Here is a 16,658-nt window from a genome sequence, read left to right as displayed (position 1 = left end):
AGGCGTGATGCGTCAGCATCTTAGTGCCTTGGTATAAAGAGAATAGTTTCAGGAACTGAGGGCCGGTTTTCGACTGAAGCTGTGGTACAACCATTGAGGCTGAAATGAGCTATAATCAGAAACAGGTCGTTGATGCGCTGCGGGCTTTCGAGCGTGGCGAAATCGTTGTGGTCATGGATGATGACGGTCGTGAGAACGAGGGCGATCTGATCGTTGCAGCAGTGCATTGCACGCCGGAAAAGATGGCCTTCATCGTGCGCTATACGTCTGGCATCGTGTGCACGCCTATGCCACGTGAAGAAGCCAAGCGCCTCAATCTTGCGCCAATGGTCGCTGAAAACGAATCCGCTCATACAACTGCATTCACTGTCACGGTTGATTATCGCCATGGCACGACGACCGGCATTTCGGCTGACGACCGCACGCTCACGGTGCGTAATCTGGCAAATCCCAATGCTGGTGCTGCTGATTTTGTACGCCCAGGCCATATTTTCCCGCTCATTGCGCGTGAAGGTGGAGTGCTGATGCGCTCCGGCCATACCGAAGCGGCTGTCGATCTCTGCAAGCTCGCAAATCTGCCACCCATCGGCGTCATTTGCGAACTGATTAATGATGATGGAACTGTCATGCGTGGGCCTGATGTGACGGCTTTTGCTGAACAGCACAAGCTGCATCGCGTGACGGTTGCTGACCTAATCGCCTATCGTCAGCGTAAGGAAACACTCGTCAAGCGGATTGGTGACGCTAAAATAGACACCTGTGCTGGTGAGGCCCATGCTTATACTTACGAACTCCCATGGGAGCCTATGCAGCATGTGGCGGTGGTCTTTGGTGACATTCGTGATGGCGAAAATGTGCCTGTCCGCCTGCATCGCGAAGATGTGCTGAGCGATGTGTTTGGAAAAGGTGGCAACAATCTCGACGAGATCATGAAACGTATGGGCAAGGAAGGCCGCGGCGTTCTGGTTTATCTGCGTGAAGGCTCGGTTGGTGTGCGTCGTGATCATCGTGATGCGCGTGCACGCGAAGCTCTGCTCGGTGAACATGAAGCCCATGCCGAGGCCGTAGCCCGCGAGGAAGAGTGGCGTCAGATCGGTTTGGGAGCCCAGATTTTGAAGGATCTCGGTATCACTTCGATCGCGCTGTTGGCATCGCGTGAGCGTCACTATGTCGGGCTCGAAGGTTTCGGTATCAACATCGCGCGCACTGAAATCATCTGAATGTCGCGATGCTGTAGCATCAATAGCATAGAGCGATCTTGTGTAGCGCCCAGAAGGGCGCACGGCACTCTAAAGTGAGTACATGACCACACGGCTTTACTGGCATCCAATCTATCTTGAACATAACGTGCCGCCCGGTCATCCCGAGCGGCCCGATCGCATTCGTGCATTGATGAGCGAGCTGGAAGGGCCGGATTTTTATCGTCTTGATCGTGTGGAAGCGCAAATGGCCTCGGAAGATGCCATTTTGCTCGCGCATCCCGGGAGTTATGTCGAAACGGTCCGGAATGAGATACCGGACCCGATTGACGACGAAGAAGCACCGCAGCCAATCAATAAACTCGGTGTGGATACCTATGTGAGCCCGAAAAGCTGGGAAGCTGCCCTTCTGGCGATTGGTGCCGCGAACGCTGCTGTCGATGATGTTTTTTCCGGGCAGGCGGACAATGTGTTTGTCGCGTCGCGTCCTCCCGGTCATCATGCCGAACTTTCAACAGCAATGGGCTTTTGCCTTTTCAACAATGTTGCTATCGCTGCCCGTCATGCGCAGCGCAATCACGGTGCCGAGCGCGTCGCAATCATCGATTGGGACGTGCATCACGGCAATGGTACACAGGATATTTTCAAAGACGATCCAAGCGTTCTCTACTGCTCGACGCATCAGTTTCCTCTTTTTCCAGGCACGGGCAGGAAAGATGAGGTTGGGGTAGGCAACATCGTCAATGCACCACTTTCGCCCAATACCGGTAGTCGCGAATTTCGTGAGGCATTTAATAGTCGTGTATTGCCCACTTTGGACAACTTCCGGCCTGATTTGGTCCTTATTTCAGCTGGCTTCGACGCGCATTTCCGCGATCCGCTGGCCGAGATCAATCTAGATGAGGCGGATTTCGATTGGGCGACGGGCAAGCTCATGGAACGTGCAGAACGGTTCTGCAATCACCGACTGGTGAGCGTGCTTGAAGGTGGATATGATCTTGAGGGCTTGTCGCAGTCCGCGTCTTCTCATATTACGCGGCTGTTGAAAGGATAAACAATGGTAACCGAACCGTCCAACACCGACATTGCAGTTATGAGCTTCGAGGACGCCTTGAAGCAGCTTGAGAAGATCGTCGATGATCTGGAGCGGGGCGACGTGCCGCTGGAAGAATCTATCCGCATCTATGAGCGCGGCGAAGCGCTGAAGAAGCATTGCGACACGCTACTGAAATCAGCTGAAGACAAGGTCGAGAAAATCCGCATCGGTCGCGATGGTCAGCCTGCTGGCACTGAACCGCTGGACGCTGAATAATTAAAACATTGCCTTGAGTTGAGCGGCGTAGGGCGCAAGCACGCCGCTCAGAAGATAGGGGCCAAGTCCCCACACAAGCGTCCACCCGGCAGCACCCACCACATTGGCGCATAAAAAATGCAGCGGATTCATTTTCACGGACCCTGCAACAATGCCGTTCAATTGCCTTAGAAGTACGACGAAGCGCGCCGTTGCGACCACGTAGATACCTTTGCTCTCAAACATCTTCTCGAACTTGTCGAACCGTTCGGGCGTAAGCTTCACATAATTTCCGTAGCGAAGGATGAGTGCTCTTCCACCAAAGCGTCCAATGGCATAGCCGGTGCAGTCGCCTAAGACTGCGCCAACAAATACGGCCAGAATAACCATTTCGATATTCAGCGTGCCATGAAGAGCCAGAAGAGAACTAGCGATAAGAGCGCTTTCGCCGGGAAGCGGTGCGCCGAAAGATTCAAAATAGACAATAATAAAAAGTGCCAGCGCGCCGTAGGCGGTGATGTAGGGCTCGATGAAGCTCATCATTAAAAGGTGGCACTTTCAGAAGACAAGATATGAAAAGGCTCCGGCGCGAACCGGAGCCAGCATATATAAATGGTTTTTTCAGCCGATGGAACGCTTGCCGGTGATCTTGTGGTAAGCCCACAAAACTATAATTGAACCGATAATGGCGATAATCAGACTGATTGGATCGAAGGCGCCAGTGACGCCGCGACCGAAAAGAGATGAAGAAAGAACGCCGCCAACGATTGCCCCGACAATGCCTAGCGCAATGTCGAAGAACAGTCCCTGGCCGCTTTTATTGACAATCTTGCTGCCGATGAAGCCGGCGATCAGACCTAGAATAATCCAGCTTATAACAGACATCTAATATCTCCTATTGCGCAAATAAGTTTTTGCATCAGGCAGTTAGAAAATTTTCACAATAGTTTCGATTTGGCAAGGTATAATGCTTGTCAAAAGCAGAAACTTATTTCACCTTAACTTATCGCATGTGAGAAAATCACAGCGTCCAACAGGGAGTATCGCGTGATGGGAAGCTATGACGACAATTCCAAGAATTCGCCGATCCCCGGCGGCAGCCTTGCCAAGCCGGTTCTGATTGCACTCGGTGCGCTTCTGGTCGGCAAGATGCTGAAAGGGCACAGCGAGGAGCCTGAACAACCTGCGTCCATCCCAGACCAGTCCGCACCTCAGCAGGCAGATAGCGGCGGTGGTCTACTCGGCGGTATTCTAGGTGGCCTTGGTGGCTTGCTTGGTGGAACGCTTGCAAGTGGCGGGGCATCCTCTGCGCCTGCGGCACCCGGTCCGCTCGGTGGTGGTCTTGGTGGCTTGCTCGACCAGCTGAAACAGGCAGGTCTTGGGGAAAAAGTGGATTCCTGGGTAGGGCAGGGTAACAATCACCAGATTGAGCCGGGCCAGCTAGGCGATGCACTTGGTCAGAAGACACTGAGCGAAATCGCGGCCCACGCCGGCATTGACCAGCAGGAACTGCTCAATCAGCTCTCGCAGGTTCTTCCGGGACTAGTGGACAAGCTGACGACCAACGGTCAGGTGCCTGATACGAACGAATTGTCGCGACTATTGCACAATCGTTAAAGCATTTCCCGCAAAAGCGGGAACCGGCATTGCGTATGGAAATGCGCCAAAGCAAATAATTAGAGCGGTTTCAATGATTCAATCTTAACTGGAACCGCTCTAAGGGCTATCATATTCGACATGACGGCAGCACCGGCGCTCTCCGCTGGTGCATTTTTATTTGGTAGTGGCTTCATGAGTTTCTTTCCATGCCCTGATCCGGTTCTTGGCGACAAGACCACCGTGGATGCCATCGAAACGCTGGTTATCCCGCGGACGAGCGATATTGGCGGGCTGGAGGTGCGGCGTGCGCTTCCCACGGTTCGCCGTCGTCTTGTCGGGCCGTTCATCTTTTTTGACCGAATGGGACCGGCGGTTCTGCGGGATGGCGATGCACTTGATGTTCGTCCACATCCACATATCGGCCTTTCGACCGTGACTTATCTTTTTGATGGCCATATCCGGCATCGTGATAGCCTTGGCACCGAAATGGTGATCCAGCCCGGTGATGTGAACCTGATGACGGCGGGGAGGGGGATTGTCCATTCTGAACGCTCGCCTGAAGAAGAGCGTAGCGGTCCGCTATCGATTTCGGGTGTGCAGACATGGCTTGCCCTGCCGGAGCAGTTTGAAGAAATCAACCCGGAATTCTTCCACACCAACGCGCCGGATTTGCCGCTGATGGAGGATCGTGAGTTCAAAGGGCGTCTAATCATTGGTTCGATGCATGGCGTTAACTCGCCGGTGATCCAACACGCTGAAACGCTCTATGCGGATATTGAAGTGCTGCCGGGTGGGCGGTTCCATATTCCACCCACCACAGAAGAACGCGCAATTTATACACTGCGTGGCAATGTTGGCATTGGTGGCGAGGTGTTTCCGCCTGACCGTCTGCTGGCATTTCGACCGGGCGATGATATTATCGTGCGAGCCGGGCCGGAAGGCGCACATTTCATGCTTTTTGGCGGTGCGGCCCTCGGCTCCAAGCGTTATATCTGGTGGAATTTCGTGTCGTCTTCCAAAGAACGCATTGAACAGGCAAAAGAAGAATGGCGCACGGGCCGCTTCGATATAGTGCCCGGTGACGAAGACGAATTCGTACCTTTGCCTGAATGATTTTGCATCCCGTTGCATAGGACACGATGTCCCGCCCTGCTTGATCTGAGGCTCGATACTGTTATACCGACCACGCTTGGAGCGCCGATCAGATTAAACCAGATCAAAACGCGCTTTAAACACCTAACCGGATAGATAGGGTAAGTAATGTCCCGACCCATAACCCCGTTGCTCGACAAGGCACCCACGCCGGATGCTTTGCGTGCATTGCCGGAAGCGGACCTGCCGCAGCTTGCGCAGGAATTGCGCGCCGAGATGATCGATGCCGTTTCCACAACAGGCGGGCATCTGGGCGCAGGTTTGGGTGTGGTTGAACTTACTGTAGCGTTGCATCATGTCTTCGACACGCCGCATGATCGTATCATCTGGGACGTCGGTCATCAGACCTATCCGCATAAGATTCTGACGGGCCGCCGGGACCGTATTCGCACATTGCGTCAGGAAGGCGGGCTTTCCGGCTTCACCAAACGCGCCGAGAGTGAATACGATCCGTTTGGCGCGGCACACTCTTCCACGTCTATTTCTGCGGGCCTTGGCATGGCCGTTGCCGCCGATCTTTCTGGCGAAAAGCGCAATGTGATTGCGGTAATCGGCGACGGTTCCATGTCGGCTGGTATGGCTTACGAAGCGATGAACAATGCCGGTGCGCTCGATGCGCGCCTTATCGTCATCCTCAACGACAACGATATGTCGATTGCGCCGCCAACCGGTGCGATGAGCGCTTATCTGGCGCGCCTTGTTTCTGGAAAGACCTATCGCAGCGTGCGTGAAGCCGCCAAGCAGATTGCTAAGAAACTACCGAAATTTTTGCAGGACAAAGCCCGTAAATCGGAAGAATTCACGCGTGCCTTCTTTACCGGCGGTACGATGTTTGAAGAACTGGGCTTTTATTATGTCGGTCCCATCGATGGACATAACCTTGACCACCTGCTGCCGATCCTGAAAAATGTTCGTGATGCGCAGGAAGGTCCTGTGCTCATCCATGTGGTGACGCAGAAGGGCAAAGGCTACGCGCCTGCAGAGGCTGCTGCCGATAAATATCACGGCGTCAACAAGTTCGACGTCATCACCGGCAAGCAGTCGAAGCCGCCTGCAAATGCGCCAAGCTATACCAAGATTTTCGGCACCAGCCTGATCGAAGAAGCGCGTCACGACGACAAGATCGTCGCGGTCACGGCTGCGATGCCAACCGGCACGGGGCTGGACCTCTTCGGCGAAGTGTTTCCAAAGCGCACTTTCGATGTGGGCATTGCTGAACAGCATGCTGTAACGTTTGCCGCTGGCCTGGCCTCAGAAGGTTATAAGCCGTTCTGCGCGATCTATTCGACCTTCCTTCAGCGCGGCTATGATCAGGTCGTGCACGATGTGTCGATCCAGAACCTGCCTGTGCGCTTCCCGATTGACCGCGCTGGGCTGGTCGGTGCCGATGGCCCAACCCATGCCGGTTCCTTCGATACTGGCTTCCTCGCAGCCCTTCCGGGCTTCGTGGTGATGGCTGCATCTGACGAGGCGGAATTGCGTCATATGGTGCGCACGGCTGCTGATTACGACGAAGGCCCAATCTCTTTCCGTTATCCGCGTGGCGATGGCGTCGGCGTCGAACTGCCGGAGCGCGGCTCTTCTCTTGAAATCGGCAAAGGCCGCATTGTGCGTGAAGGCTCGAAGGTTGCACTTCTTTCCTTTGGCACGCGTTTGCAGGAGTGCCTGAGCGCCGCTGATGAATTGGGCGCTGCTGGTCTTTCGACCACTGTTGCTGATGCGCGTTTTGCCAAGCCGCTGGATCATGATCTGATCCGCCGTCTTGCGCGCGAACATGAAGTGCTGGTGACTGTTGAGGAAGGGGCTGCTGGTGGTTTCGCGGCGCATGTCCTGCAATTCCTTGCAACCGATGGTCTGCTGGATCGCGGCCTCAAAGTTCGTGTCCTGACGCTGCCTGATGTTTATCAGGATCATGCCAAGCCGGAAGTCATGTATGCCAATGCTGGTCTCGACCGGGCAGGCATTGTGAATACGGTTTTTGCAGCACTCGGTCGCGAAGAGCTGACCGCGTCGTTCCGTGCCTGATATCTCGTCTGATAAAAGCTTGCGGCTTGACCAGTTGCTGGTCGAGCTTGGGTTGTTTGCGACGCGCTCACGTGCGCGCGACGCGGTCCAGCGAGGTACAGTCTCGGTGGACGGCAAGCCCGTCACCAAGCCGGGCCAGAACGTCGCCCGTACGGCGAAAATCGCAGTCGATGATCCGGCCAGCGGCTATGTTTCTCGCGGCGCACTAAAACTCATAGCAGCGCTTGATTACTTCGATCTTGATGTGAAGGGCCTGACTGCACTCGATATCGGCGCGTCGACCGGTGGTTTTACGCAAGTGCTGCTGGAGCGCGGCGCTGATCACGTGCTTGCCATTGATGTTGGCCACGACCAACTGCATGAGCGCTTGCGCGATGACGCCCGCGTCACCAACAAGGAAGGCGTCAATGCGCGTGCGCTGGACTTCAGCCACCTTGATGGACGTGATATCGGTTGTGTCGTATCGGACGTAAGCTTCATTTCGCTGAAACTCGCTTTGCCCCCGGCATTGGCCTTTGCGCAAAAAGGTGCTATCTGCGCGCTTCTCGTGAAGCCGCAATTTGAAGCTGGCCGCGAGGCTATCGGTAAGGGCGGTATTTTGCGTGACCCGGCAGATGGCGAACGCATAGCAGAAGAACTGAGATCATGGCTTGAGACGCAACCCGGTTGGCGAGCGCTCGGTCTCTGCCCATCGCCCATCGAGGGCGGTGACGGCAATCGTGAATATCTATTGGCAGGAAAGAAGGACTAATGACGACGCAAATTACAATCCGCTCGATAGGTGCGGGCGGCGATGGCGTCGCCAATCTTCCCGATGGCCAACTCTTTGTGCCTTTCACACTGCCGGGCGAAGTGGCCAATGTTGCGCGTGACAAGAACCGCGCGACGGTTATGGCCCTGCTCGAAACCTCAGACGAGCGACAGGACCCCGCTTGCCAGCATTTTGAGGATTGCGGCGGCTGCGCCCTGCAACATTGGCAGGATGAGCCTTATCGCGCTTGGAAGCGTGAGCTGGTCGTCTCGGCGCTTAGAGGCAAAGGGCTCGATATTGAAGTGGACCCACTGGTCGCCTGTCAGCCGCGCTCACGTCGCCGTGCGACCTTTGCCGCCCGCAAAACGGAAAAAGGCGTGCTGCTCGGCTTCAATCGCCACCAGAGCCATGAGATCATCGATATTGTTGAATGTGCTGTCACGGTGCCGGAAATCATTGCCCGGCTTGATGATCTGCGCGAAGTGGGCGCACTGATTGCTCCCGGCTCAAAGCCGTTCAAGCTCGCTGCTACTGTAACCGAATCCGGACTTGATCTTGCAGCAAGTGGATGTGGCAAGCTGAGCGATGAGCAGCGCCGTGCACTCACCGCACTTATGATGAAAAAGGACTTCGCGCGACTTTCGCACGAGGGCGAAATCATCGTAGAGCCAAAAAAGCCGGTCATTCATTTTGGCAAGGTTCCGGTTCCTGTTCCGCCTGGCTGCTTCCTGCAGGCAACGGTTGAGGCGGAAGAAGTGATGGTGTCGCTGGTCCTTTCGCATCTAGGCAAAGCAAAGCGTGTTGCAGATCTTTTCTGCGGTGTCGGAACATTTGCATTGCGCATTGCTGAAAAGAGTGCGGTCCACGCGATTGAAAACGATGCACCGGCTCTTGCCGCCCTTGATCGCGGCGTGCGCCACGTGCAGGGACTGAAGCCTGTTTCGATCGAACGGCGTGATCTGTTCCGCCGTCCGCTGATGCCAAAGGAATTGCTGCCTTACAATGCCGTGGTCTTTGATCCGCCACGCGCAGGCGCAGAAGAACAAGCACAGGAACTGGCAAAATCGAAGGTTGAGAAGGTTGTCGCGATATCGTGCAATCCTGTAACGCTCGCCCGCGACCTCGCCATTCTGGTGAAGGGCGGCTATCGCATCACCCGCGTCACGCCGATTGACCAGTTTCTCTGGTCATCTCATGTCGAAGCGGTTGTAACGTTGGTAAAGAAGTAATCTTCAATGAAAATGCCGGGCTTTTCAGCCCGGCTTTTTTATAAAATCAGCCTGCTAATTCGTCAAAATTGGCGAGAATAGCCTTCCAGCCCTTGATGTGGCCATCGCGTGAATCAGGGTTGCGGAACTTGACCTGTTTCAGCGTGATTTCTGTTGTATTCGGGTCAACTTCCGTCAAATCGACCGTTACCACACTATCATCCAGCGAATGGGGAGAACCCCAGGTAAACGATAGCCGCGAATGAGGATCAATCTCCAGATATGTACCTGAATGCATCACGTCGCGGTCGACCGTGTGCATCAGAATAGAAAAACGCCCGCCTTTCACCGCATCCGTCTGCACATCCGACGGTTTGGCGCTGTCGGTTGGTACCCGCATGAATTGGGCAAGGGTAGATGGCGAGAGCCATGCATTGAAGACCTTCTCCCGGGGGGCGGCGATCCTGCGATTGACTGTCAGTTCAAGCTCACTCATTTTCTTATTCCTTCGAAACGAGTACATCCTCAAGCGCCTTAAGGCGCATTTCCCAGACAGACTTCAGCTCCGCAAACCAGGCTTCCACTTCTCGCACCGGTTCAAGTTCGGCAGCGATGAAATGCTCGCGGCCCAAAGTCTTGCGGGTGACCAATCCTGCCTCTTCCAACACCTTGATGTGCTTGGAGACTGAGTTGAGCGACATGTCGAAATGAGCGGCGAGTGCAGTCACTCTTGAGGCGCCTTCCTGAACCAAAAGCGTCAAGATATGCCGACGTGTAACGTCTCCGACGGCCTTGAGAATATGTGACAGAGCATCATCGTTCATTATTCACCCGTAAGGTTGAATATATATTATTCAGACTATTAGTCAACCGTACGGTTGAATATTGTGAATCTTTGCCATAGCTGCGCACCGGAAGCAATCCGAGCTTGCTGATATGGCGAATATCCGCGGCCAATTTTATCACTGAGCAGAAAGGGCGAGATCCACCGCTGCTTCCGCATGTAACCGTGTCGTGTCGAACACAGGCGCGGGGCTGTCCTCTTGGCCTATGAGCAGCATGATTTCCGTGCAGCCAAGGATAATGGCTTCAGCGCCGCGTTCTGCGAGGCTGTTGATAATCGCGCGATACTTTTCGCGCGAAGCGTTGCGCACTTCGCCGACTACCAGCTCATGATAAATGATGTCATGCACAGTCTTACGGTCAGCGTCATCAGGCACAAGGACTTCAAGGCCGTGTTTTGAAACGAGGCGTCCTTTATAAAAATTCTGTTCCATTGTGAAGGCAGTGCCTAAAAGTCCAACCTTCGTGAGGCCAGCGGCTTTGATCTTTTCAGCAGTCGGATCGGCAATATGAATGAGCGGGATCGATGTGGCGCTTTCAACGTCAGCAGCCATTTTATGCATGGTATTGGTGCAGATCAGGATGAAATCCGCGCCGCCGTTTTCAAGGTTCTGCGCGGCCTCGATCATCAGCTTCGTCAGCTCCTCCCATTTGCCTTCATGCTGTAGCTGCTCGATCTCGCCGAAATCCATCGACCACATCAGGCTTTTAGCTGAATGTGCACCGCCAAGCCGGGCGCGCATTTCCTGATTGATGATGCGATAATATTCCTGCGAGCTCTCCCAGCTCATCCCTCCTATTAGACCGATTGTCTTCATCAATACCTCCCGGATACAGTTAAGGGCGGATTGCTCCGCCCTTGTCAATTAATCACGAATTGTGGGCTAGAGCCGCACTTACATCTTTTCGATAATCTTCGGGTCGCCTTCATGCGCTTTGCCATTGGCAGCGAGGATTGCGGGAACGATGTCTTCCGCCTGATCGATAACCAGTGGCTTCACCTGATGCGCAGTATGCAGGAAGCCTTCATTTGTCATATGCTCAAGAAGTGTGAGCATCGGCTGCCAAAAATTGTTGATGTTCGCAAAGACCATTGGCTTGCGATGCTTGCCGAGCTGCGCCCAGGTCATCATTTCCACGATTTCTTCAACCGTACCGATGCCGCCGGGAAGGGTGACGAAAGCGTCAGACTTCTGGAACATCAGATGCTTGCGCTCGTGCATATCGCCGACGATGATGAGTTCGGTCAGCTCCTGTGCCTTTTCGAGGCTTGCTTCCTTGTCGAGTAGGAAGGTCGGAATGATGCCGGTGACTTCGCCGCCAGCTTCCATTACGCCTTGCGCAACCGCGCCCATGATGCCGCGCGTGCCGCCGCCATAAACAAGGCGAATGCCGTGTTCTGCGAGCGAACGGCCAAGCGTCAAGCCCGCCTCACGATAGATAGGGTTCAGGCCCGTTGAAGAGCCGCAATAAACACAAATGGATCGAATCTCAGACATGATTTCTTGTGCTCTTTTGCCGTTTCAGCGTCAAGCTTTGGTGTGAGTGTATTGGTCGGTTTAGCTGGACATTTTCGAGCATAACTATATCTCTGAAGAGGTTGAATTTTGACAGGGAGCTGAACTGTACATGCGCAAATGGATTTTATTGCTTGGTCTTTCGCTGGCGGCTTCCAGCGCGTCGGCAGGTGAAATCAACATCACGTTGCCCGACGATATCGAGGTGACGACCAACTCCGTCCTCTACACTTGCGGCGATAAGAATGTCTCGGCCACTTACTATAATGCTGGTGATGTTTCTTTGGCCGAACTGGAAATGGAAGACCACACGGTGGTGGCTGCGAACGTCATTTCAGGCTCTGGTGCTAAATATGCCGGCGGCATTTACATCTGGTGGACCAAGGGCGAAACCGCGGATTTGTATAATCTGATGGACGATCCAGAGCAGGAAAAGCCAATCAGCTGTGTTGAACAGTAATTTTTCTGCAATAAACACCTCATAACTTGCGCAATTCTGCTCTGATTTCTTGTAGGTCAAAGCAAAAGGCGATAAACCCAGTGATTAAATTGTCTCATGTGGGTGCCGGGCCGAAATGCAAAACTACAGATATGGGGTTATCGGTGTTCTTCTCGTCCTCGTTCTAGGCGGGGGCGCATATTATTGGAATTCTGTTAAAGAGCAGGGCGCAACGTCTGATTCAAACGTGGTGGCGACGACTCCTGAAGCGAGCAGCGCAGCAAAGCCAGCTGAAGCGCCTGCGGCTGTTCAAGAGCAGCAAAACCCTGCCGAAGTGAAGTCAGAGCAGACCACTGAACAGGCTGCCCCCGAAACGCCTCAAGAAGCTCCGAAAGAGGCAAACGTCCCGGCATTCGACATTCTGCGCGTCGAACCAGATGGCTCTGTCGTAATTGCAGGTCGGGCTGCAGCCAATGTCGCCGTCGAGGTCATCTCTGGTTCAAAGGTGTTAGGAACGACCAAAGCGGGTGAGAATGGCGATTTTGCCATTGTTCTTGATGAGCCGCTTGAGCCGGGCGATCACCAGTTGGTACTGCGGGCAGGTGGTGCAGGTGGTAATGTTGCCACTTCGGCGCAAACAGCTATCGTTTCGGTGCCGGATAGCAGTACTGGTCAGGTTCTGGCCCTCGTTGAAGAGCCGGGTCAGGCAAGCCGCCTGATCACCAAGCCAGAAGCGCCAGCACAGCAGACAACATCTTCACCAGAAGCTGGCACAACGACGACTGAACAAGTGCCGCAGGTGAAAGCCGATCCGGATGCGCCGATTGCTATCGAGGCCGTAGAAATTGAAGGCGACAAGGTTTTCGTTGCAGGCAATGCCAAGGGTTCCAAAGAAGGTGCCACCGTTGTTGTGAACGCTAACGATATCATGCTTGGCTCAAGCGCGATTTCGCCTGAAGGTCGCTTTCTGGTGCAAAGCCAGAAGCCGCTTGCGGTTGGTGATTATATCATCCGAGCTGATCTGGTGGATAGCAGCGGACGGGTGATCGCAACGGCGCGCGTACCTTTCCGTCGCGAAGCTGGCGAGAATGTTTCTGCGATCGCATCCGAAACGAGTGGCCAAAATGGTGGTACAGAGGATCCTGCTACCAGTGCGCCATTACAGAAGGTGGAAGGCTCGGTAATTATCCGCAAAGGTGATAATCTCTGGACTATTTCGAAGCGCACTTACGGTAAAGGTACACGCTACACCACGATCTACCTTGCCAATCGCGACCAGATACGTAATCCGGATTTGATTCTGCCTGGGCAAGTCTTTGTCATGCCACAGCAGCCGCTGGGCGATGACGAAGTGCAGCGCCGCCTGCAGGATTCCTCGAACTGATATAAATTCGTTATCTTCATTTTATGAACGCAGCGTCCATTAGTATGGGCGCTGCGTTATATTGATTTTTTGAGTATAATCGTATATCGTCGATTTACGATGAAGATTTCTATTGAAACGATGTCCGATATTTTTCCGGGCGTGGATGATGATCTTGCGGCGCGCATATATGCTGCGCTCGGGCATCCCGTTCGTATTCACATACTTAGGCAACTGATCCTTGAGGATGCCTGCTGTTGTAAGGACATTGTCGGGCGTCTCGACCTTGCCCAGTCCACCGTATCGCAACATCTCAAAGTTCTCGTACAAGCGGGCCTCATCGACTACCGGCCCGATCGCCAGACCTCGCGCTACAGCGTCAACTGGCAGCAGCTGACCATCATTCGTTCGCATCTCGCAGCCTTTCGTAATGGCTGCTGCGAAAAAACTGTCTGATTTGAAAGAAACACCATGAGCTCCCCCAAAACTGTTTCTGCCGATTCCGGCGAGACATTCAAAACATTGCGAAATCTCTGGCCCTATATGTGGCCAACCGAACGGCCGGACCTGCGTATGCGGGTGGTCTGGGCAACGTTCTATCTGGTGATTTCGAAGATTGTGCTGATCCTCGTACCCTATTTCTTCAAGTGGGTAACGAATGCGCTGAACGGTCAGCTTGATGCACCAAATTACATTCCGCTTATACTAACCGGCGCGGTTATGCTCGTGCTGGCCTATAATGCGGCCAAGATCATTCAGGCAGGTTTGAACCAGCTTCGTGATGCGCTGTTTGCCAGCGTCGGCCAATATGCCGTGCGTCAGCTTGCCTATAAAACCTTCGTGCATATGCATCAGCTTTCGTTGCGCTTCCATTTGGAGCGGCGCACGGGCGGCCTCTCGCGTGTGATTGAACGTGGCACCAAGGGCATTGAAACGATTGTCCGTTTCACCATTCTCAACACGTTGCCGACCATTCTGGAATTTGCGCTGACCGCGGTGATTTTCGCCTTTGCCTACGGATTTTCTTATCTTTTGGTCGTGGCTGCGACCGTCTGCGCTTATACTTGGTTCACAATCAAGGCGAGTGACTGGCGCATCAATATTCGCCGCGAGATGAACGATTCCGACACTGATGCCAACACCAAGGCTATCGACTCGCTGCTCAACTTTGAGACCGTCAAATATTTCGGCAATGAGACGATGGAAGCCAAACGCTTCGATGCGTCCATGGCACGTTATGAAGATGCGGCAACCAAGACATGGACGTCGCTTGGCTGGCTGAACTTCGGTCAGGCCGTGATTTTCGGTGTTGGTATGGCGATTGTCATGGTGATGTCGGCGCGCGAAGTGCAGGCAGGCACACAGTCGCTGGGTGACTTCGTCTTCATCAATGCGATGTTGATGCAGCTGTCCATCCCTCTCAATTTTATCGGCTTTATCTATCGTGAAATCCGTCAGGGGTTGACCGATATTGAGCAGATGTTCGATCTTCTCGACGTGCAGCAGGAAGTGCAGGATAAGCCTGATGCGCGACCTCTGAATGTGGACAAGGCCGCGATCCGTTTTAACGATGTGCATTTTGCCTATGACTCCAACCGCCCAATCCTCAAAGGCATCAGCTTTGAAGTGCCAGCGGGTAAGACGGTGGCGATTGTCGGCCCATCGGGTGCAGGCAAGTCTACAATCTCGCGACTGCTGTTCCGCTTTTACGATGTGCAGTCCGGTTCCGTTACAATCGACGGGCAGGATGTGCGTGATGTGACGCAGGAAAGCTTGCGTAAAGTAATCGGCATGGTGCCGCAGGACACGGTGCTGTTCAACGACACGATTGCATATAACATTCGCTACGGACGCACGGATGCGACAGACGAGGAAGTGGAAAAAGCTGCCGAAATGGCGCAGATTTCTGGCTTCATCAAGCATCTTCCGGATGGCTATCAGGCTATGGTTGGCGAGCGCGGTCTGAAGCTTTCGGGCGGCGAAAAGCAGCGCGTGGCGATTGCCCGCACAATCCTTAAAGCTCCGCCGATCCTCATTCTCGATGAAGCCACGTCGGCACTCGATACTGCGACAGAACAGGAAATCCAGTCGGCGCTCGATATCGTCAGCCGTGGCCGCACAACGCTTGTCATCGCTCACCGCCTTTCCACGGTAATCGGTGCAGACGAAATCATCGTACTTAAAGATGGCCTGATTGCCGAGCGTGGCACGCATCGGGCATTGCTCAAGCAAGATGGCCTCTATGCTTCGATGTGGAACCGTCAGCGTGAAGCCGACGAAGCAGAGGAACGCCTGCGTCAGGTTCGCGAAAGTGACGATATGGGCGTGGTCATACGCGGCGCTCCTGCGGCTGAATAACCAGACGACTGTCAGGGTGTCTTCACGAACCCTGACAGTCGTGAATAAATTGCGAAATACGTTTCGATTTCCAGCCGGATGAGTTAAAACCGGGCCAAGCTGTCGCATCGTGCCGTTGATCAGGGGAGATTTTCGGCAAAGCGGTGCGCACATAATTCACTAGAGCGCATGGCGTGCCACTGCAGCATGCCGCGTTCCAGAAGGAAAACCGATGAGCCTGTCTGATACAATTCGCAACACTTTCGTGCCGATCCATCGTGAAGGTTATCCGTTTATTGCGGGCTTTTTCGTGGTTTCGCTCATTCTGGGCTGGCTGTGGAACCCGCTGTTCTGGATCGGTCTCGTTCTCACTATCTGGTGCATCTATTTCTACCGTGACCCGGAGCGCGTTACGCCGATTGCTGACGATCTCGTCATCAGTCCCGCTGACGGCAAGGTGTCCTTTGTAGGTCCGGCTATCCCGCCTGCAGAACTTGATCTCGGCGCAGAACCGCTTATGCGCGTTTCAGTTTTCATGAATGTGTTTTCGGTGCACATCAATCGCGCCCCGGTCCGTGGCCGCATCGAGAAGATGTTTCACCGTCCGGGCAAGTTTCTGAACGCTGAACTCGACAAAGCCAGCACCGAGAATGAACGTAATTCCGTTTTGATCGATAGTGCCAATGGCAAGGTCGGCGTTGTGCAGATCGCAGGTCTGGTCGCACGCCGTATCGTCTGCTGGTCGCGTGAAAGCGACAATCTGTCGGTGGGTGAGCGTTTCGGCCTGATCCGCTTTGGCTCACGTGTAGATGTTTATCTGCCTGCAGGTGCATCGGTCCGTGTCGCTGTTGGTCAGACGGCTGTGGCTGGCGAAACAGTTCTTGCTGAATTCGGAAGCGAGCGCGTTGAACCTGTGGTGCGGATCGCCTGAGCC

At 54.1% G+C, this 16,658-nt stretch carries 19 protein-coding genes; 13 read left to right on the top strand and 6 right to left on the bottom strand.

Features of this window, described 5'->3' with window-relative positions; all coding sequences use genetic code 11:
• The first annotated feature begins 104 nt into the window (after positions 1 to 104).
• From ribB to OIV19_RS15100, 3 genes are all read left to right on the top strand, one after another.
• Positions 105 to 1,220, top strand: a complete 1,116-nt coding sequence (gene ribB / locus OIV19_RS15110) for a 3,4-dihydroxy-2-butanone-4-phosphate synthase (RefSeq protein ID WP_264232144.1) — start codon at positions 105 to 107, stop codon at positions 1,218 to 1,220.
• Positions 1,221 to 1,302: 82 nt separating this feature from the next.
• Positions 1,303 to 2,253, top strand: coding sequence for a histone deacetylase family protein (locus tag OIV19_RS15105; protein WP_264232143.1), 951 nt, complete (start codon positions 1,303 to 1,305; stop codon positions 2,251 to 2,253).
• A 3-nt stretch (positions 2,254 to 2,256) separates the two neighbouring features.
• On the top strand, positions 2,257 to 2,511 hold the full coding sequence (locus OIV19_RS15100; protein WP_007873761.1) for an exodeoxyribonuclease VII small subunit: 255 nt from the start codon (positions 2,257 to 2,259) through the stop codon (positions 2,509 to 2,511).
• Here OIV19_RS15100 and OIV19_RS15095 read toward each other — a convergent pair whose 3' ends face one another.
• Both OIV19_RS15095 and OIV19_RS15090 read right to left on the bottom strand, forming a co-directional pair.
• Positions 2,512 to 3,030, bottom strand: a complete 519-nt coding sequence (locus OIV19_RS15095) for a DedA family protein (RefSeq protein ID WP_264232165.1) — start codon at positions 3,028 to 3,030, stop codon at positions 2,512 to 2,514. It abuts the gene before it with no gap.
• An 81-nt stretch (positions 3,031 to 3,111) separates the two neighbouring features.
• Complete coding sequence (locus tag OIV19_RS15090; protein WP_024896155.1) at positions 3,112 to 3,375, bottom strand: GlsB/YeaQ/YmgE family stress response membrane protein; 264 nt, start codon at positions 3,373 to 3,375, stop codon at positions 3,112 to 3,114.
• 165 nt (positions 3,376 to 3,540) lie between these two features.
• Here OIV19_RS15090 and OIV19_RS15085 point away from each other — a divergent pair, with 165 nt between their 5' ends.
• The 5 genes from OIV19_RS15085 (at position 3,541) to OIV19_RS15065 (ending at position 9,246) form a co-directional block, all read left to right on the top strand.
• Positions 3,541 to 4,107 carry a YidB family protein gene (locus tag OIV19_RS15085; protein WP_095446150.1) on the top strand — a complete coding sequence of 189 codons (567 nt, stop codon included), beginning with the start codon at positions 3,541 to 3,543 and terminating at the stop codon, positions 4,105 to 4,107.
• Positions 4,108 to 4,281: 174 nt separating this feature from the next.
• Positions 4,282 to 5,202 (top strand): pirin family protein, encoded by a 921-nt coding sequence (locus tag OIV19_RS15080; RefSeq protein ID WP_151091482.1) that lies wholly within the window; start codon positions 4,282 to 4,284, stop codon positions 5,200 to 5,202.
• 147 nt (positions 5,203 to 5,349) lie between these two features.
• Complete coding sequence (dxs, locus tag OIV19_RS15075; RefSeq protein WP_264232142.1) at positions 5,350 to 7,266, top strand: 1-deoxy-D-xylulose-5-phosphate synthase; 1,917 nt, start codon at positions 5,350 to 5,352, stop codon at positions 7,264 to 7,266.
• The gene (locus OIV19_RS15070) at positions 7,259 to 8,017 is read left to right on the top strand and encodes a TlyA family RNA methyltransferase (RefSeq protein ID WP_264232141.1); all 759 of its coding nucleotides are present in this window, start codon (positions 7,259 to 7,261) and stop codon (positions 8,015 to 8,017) included. The genes dxs and OIV19_RS15070 overlap by 8 nt, the downstream gene beginning before the upstream one ends.
• Positions 8,017 to 9,246: a class I SAM-dependent RNA methyltransferase gene (locus OIV19_RS15065; RefSeq protein ID WP_264232140.1), complete on the top strand. Its 1,230-nt coding sequence runs from the start codon at positions 8,017 to 8,019 to the stop codon at positions 9,244 to 9,246. Before OIV19_RS15070 ends, OIV19_RS15065 begins: the two co-directional genes overlap by 1 nt.
• A 46-nt stretch (positions 9,247 to 9,292) precedes the next feature.
• On the opposite strand, the gene OIV19_RS15060 is transcribed toward OIV19_RS15065, so the two are convergent.
• The 4 genes from OIV19_RS15060 to OIV19_RS15045 form a co-directional block, all read right to left on the bottom strand.
• Positions 9,293 to 9,721, bottom strand: a complete 429-nt coding sequence (locus OIV19_RS15060; RefSeq protein WP_095446154.1) for an SRPBCC family protein — start codon at positions 9,719 to 9,721, stop codon at positions 9,293 to 9,295.
• Positions 9,722 to 9,725: 4 nt separating this feature from the next.
• Entirely contained in the window at positions 9,726 to 10,049 is a 324-nt protein-coding gene (locus tag OIV19_RS15055) for an ArsR/SmtB family transcription factor (protein ID WP_095446155.1), read from the bottom strand.
• A 138-nt stretch (positions 10,050 to 10,187) separates the two neighbouring features.
• The gene (locus OIV19_RS15050) at positions 10,188 to 10,886 is read right to left on the bottom strand and encodes an aspartate/glutamate racemase family protein (protein ID WP_264232139.1); all 699 of its coding nucleotides are present in this window, start codon (positions 10,884 to 10,886) and stop codon (positions 10,188 to 10,190) included.
• A 78-nt stretch (positions 10,887 to 10,964) separates the two neighbouring features.
• Complete coding sequence (locus tag OIV19_RS15045) at positions 10,965 to 11,567, bottom strand: LOG family protein (RefSeq protein ID WP_095446157.1); 603 nt, start codon at positions 11,565 to 11,567, stop codon at positions 10,965 to 10,967.
• Between the two features lie 130 nt (positions 11,568 to 11,697).
• Between OIV19_RS15045 and OIV19_RS15040 the strand changes: the two genes are divergently transcribed.
• The 5 genes from OIV19_RS15040 (at position 11,698) to OIV19_RS15020 (ending at position 16,655) form a co-directional block, all read left to right on the top strand.
• Positions 11,698 to 12,045 carry an MliC family protein gene (locus OIV19_RS15040; protein ID WP_191793056.1) on the top strand — a complete coding sequence of 116 codons (348 nt, stop codon included), beginning with the start codon at positions 11,698 to 11,700 and terminating at the stop codon, positions 12,043 to 12,045.
• A 115-nt stretch (positions 12,046 to 12,160) separates the two neighbouring features.
• Positions 12,161 to 13,408 carry an Ig-like domain-containing protein gene (locus OIV19_RS15035; protein WP_264232138.1) on the top strand — a complete coding sequence of 416 codons (1,248 nt, stop codon included), beginning with the start codon at positions 12,161 to 12,163 and terminating at the stop codon, positions 13,406 to 13,408.
• Between the two features lie 99 nt (positions 13,409 to 13,507).
• Positions 13,508 to 13,843, top strand: a complete 336-nt coding sequence (locus OIV19_RS15030) for an ArsR/SmtB family transcription factor (protein WP_095446160.1) — start codon at positions 13,508 to 13,510, stop codon at positions 13,841 to 13,843.
• 15 nt (positions 13,844 to 13,858) lie between these two features.
• Positions 13,859 to 15,745: an ABCB family ABC transporter ATP-binding protein/permease gene (locus tag OIV19_RS15025; RefSeq protein ID WP_095446161.1), complete on the top strand. Its 1,887-nt coding sequence runs from the start codon at positions 13,859 to 13,861 to the stop codon at positions 15,743 to 15,745.
• A 211-nt stretch (positions 15,746 to 15,956) separates the two neighbouring features.
• Positions 15,957 to 16,655 (top strand): phosphatidylserine decarboxylase, encoded by a 699-nt coding sequence (locus tag OIV19_RS15020; RefSeq protein WP_264232137.1) that lies wholly within the window; start codon positions 15,957 to 15,959, stop codon positions 16,653 to 16,655.
• The last annotated feature ends 3 nt before the right edge of the window (positions 16,656 to 16,658 follow it).

Origin of the sequence: Brucella sp. HL-2 (assembly GCF_025846885.2) — a bacterium.
Lineage (GTDB): Bacteria > Pseudomonadota > Alphaproteobacteria > Rhizobiales > Rhizobiaceae > Brucella > Brucella quorumnocens.
This window is presented reverse-complemented; position numbering and strand designations above follow the sequence as displayed.

What these genes read in the sequence shown, in the direction of transcription:
- OIV19_RS15045 (WP_095446157.1), bottom strand. Translation starts at nt 11,567, where the DNA reads ATGTCTGAGATTCGATCCATTTGTGTTTATTGCGGCTCTTCAACGGGC.
- OIV19_RS15105 (WP_264232143.1), top strand. Translation starts at nt 1,303, where the DNA reads ATGACCACACGGCTTTACTGGCATCCAATCTATCTTGAACATAACGTG.
- OIV19_RS15065 (WP_264232140.1), top strand. Translation starts at nt 8,017, where the DNA reads ATGACGACGCAAATTACAATCCGCTCGATAGGTGCGGGCGGCGATGGC.
- OIV19_RS15040 (WP_191793056.1), top strand. Translation starts at nt 11,698, where the DNA reads ATGCGCAAATGGATTTTATTGCTTGGTCTTTCGCTGGCGGCTTCCAGC.
- OIV19_RS15060 (WP_095446154.1), bottom strand. Translation starts at nt 9,721, where the DNA reads ATGAGTGAGCTTGAACTGACAGTCAATCGCAGGATCGCCGCCCCCCGG.
- OIV19_RS15025 (WP_095446161.1), top strand. Translation starts at nt 13,859, where the DNA reads ATGAGCTCCCCCAAAACTGTTTCTGCCGATTCCGGCGAGACATTCAAA.
- OIV19_RS15085 (WP_095446150.1), top strand. Translation starts at nt 3,541, where the DNA reads ATGGGAAGCTATGACGACAATTCCAAGAATTCGCCGATCCCCGGCGGC.
- OIV19_RS15090 (WP_024896155.1), bottom strand. Translation starts at nt 3,375, where the DNA reads ATGTCTGTTATAAGCTGGATTATTCTAGGTCTGATCGCCGGCTTCATC.
- OIV19_RS15095 (WP_264232165.1), bottom strand. Translation starts at nt 3,030, where the DNA reads ATGAGCTTCATCGAGCCCTACATCACCGCCTACGGCGCGCTGGCACTT.
- OIV19_RS15100 (WP_007873761.1), top strand. Translation starts at nt 2,257, where the DNA reads ATGGTAACCGAACCGTCCAACACCGACATTGCAGTTATGAGCTTCGAG.
- OIV19_RS15035 (WP_264232138.1), top strand. Translation starts at nt 12,161, where the DNA reads ATGCAAAACTACAGATATGGGGTTATCGGTGTTCTTCTCGTCCTCGTT.
- OIV19_RS15055 (WP_095446155.1), bottom strand. Translation starts at nt 10,049, where the DNA reads ATGAACGATGATGCTCTGTCACATATTCTCAAGGCCGTCGGAGACGTT.
- OIV19_RS15020 (WP_264232137.1), top strand. Translation starts at nt 15,957, where the DNA reads ATGAGCCTGTCTGATACAATTCGCAACACTTTCGTGCCGATCCATCGT.
- OIV19_RS15080 (WP_151091482.1), top strand. Translation starts at nt 4,282, where the DNA reads ATGAGTTTCTTTCCATGCCCTGATCCGGTTCTTGGCGACAAGACCACC.
- OIV19_RS15030 (WP_095446160.1), top strand. Translation starts at nt 13,508, where the DNA reads ATGAAGATTTCTATTGAAACGATGTCCGATATTTTTCCGGGCGTGGAT.
- OIV19_RS15050 (WP_264232139.1), bottom strand. Translation starts at nt 10,886, where the DNA reads ATGAAGACAATCGGTCTAATAGGAGGGATGAGCTGGGAGAGCTCGCAG.
- ribB (WP_264232144.1), top strand. Translation starts at nt 105, where the DNA reads ATGAGCTATAATCAGAAACAGGTCGTTGATGCGCTGCGGGCTTTCGAG.
- dxs (WP_264232142.1), top strand. Translation starts at nt 5,350, where the DNA reads ATGTCCCGACCCATAACCCCGTTGCTCGACAAGGCACCCACGCCGGAT.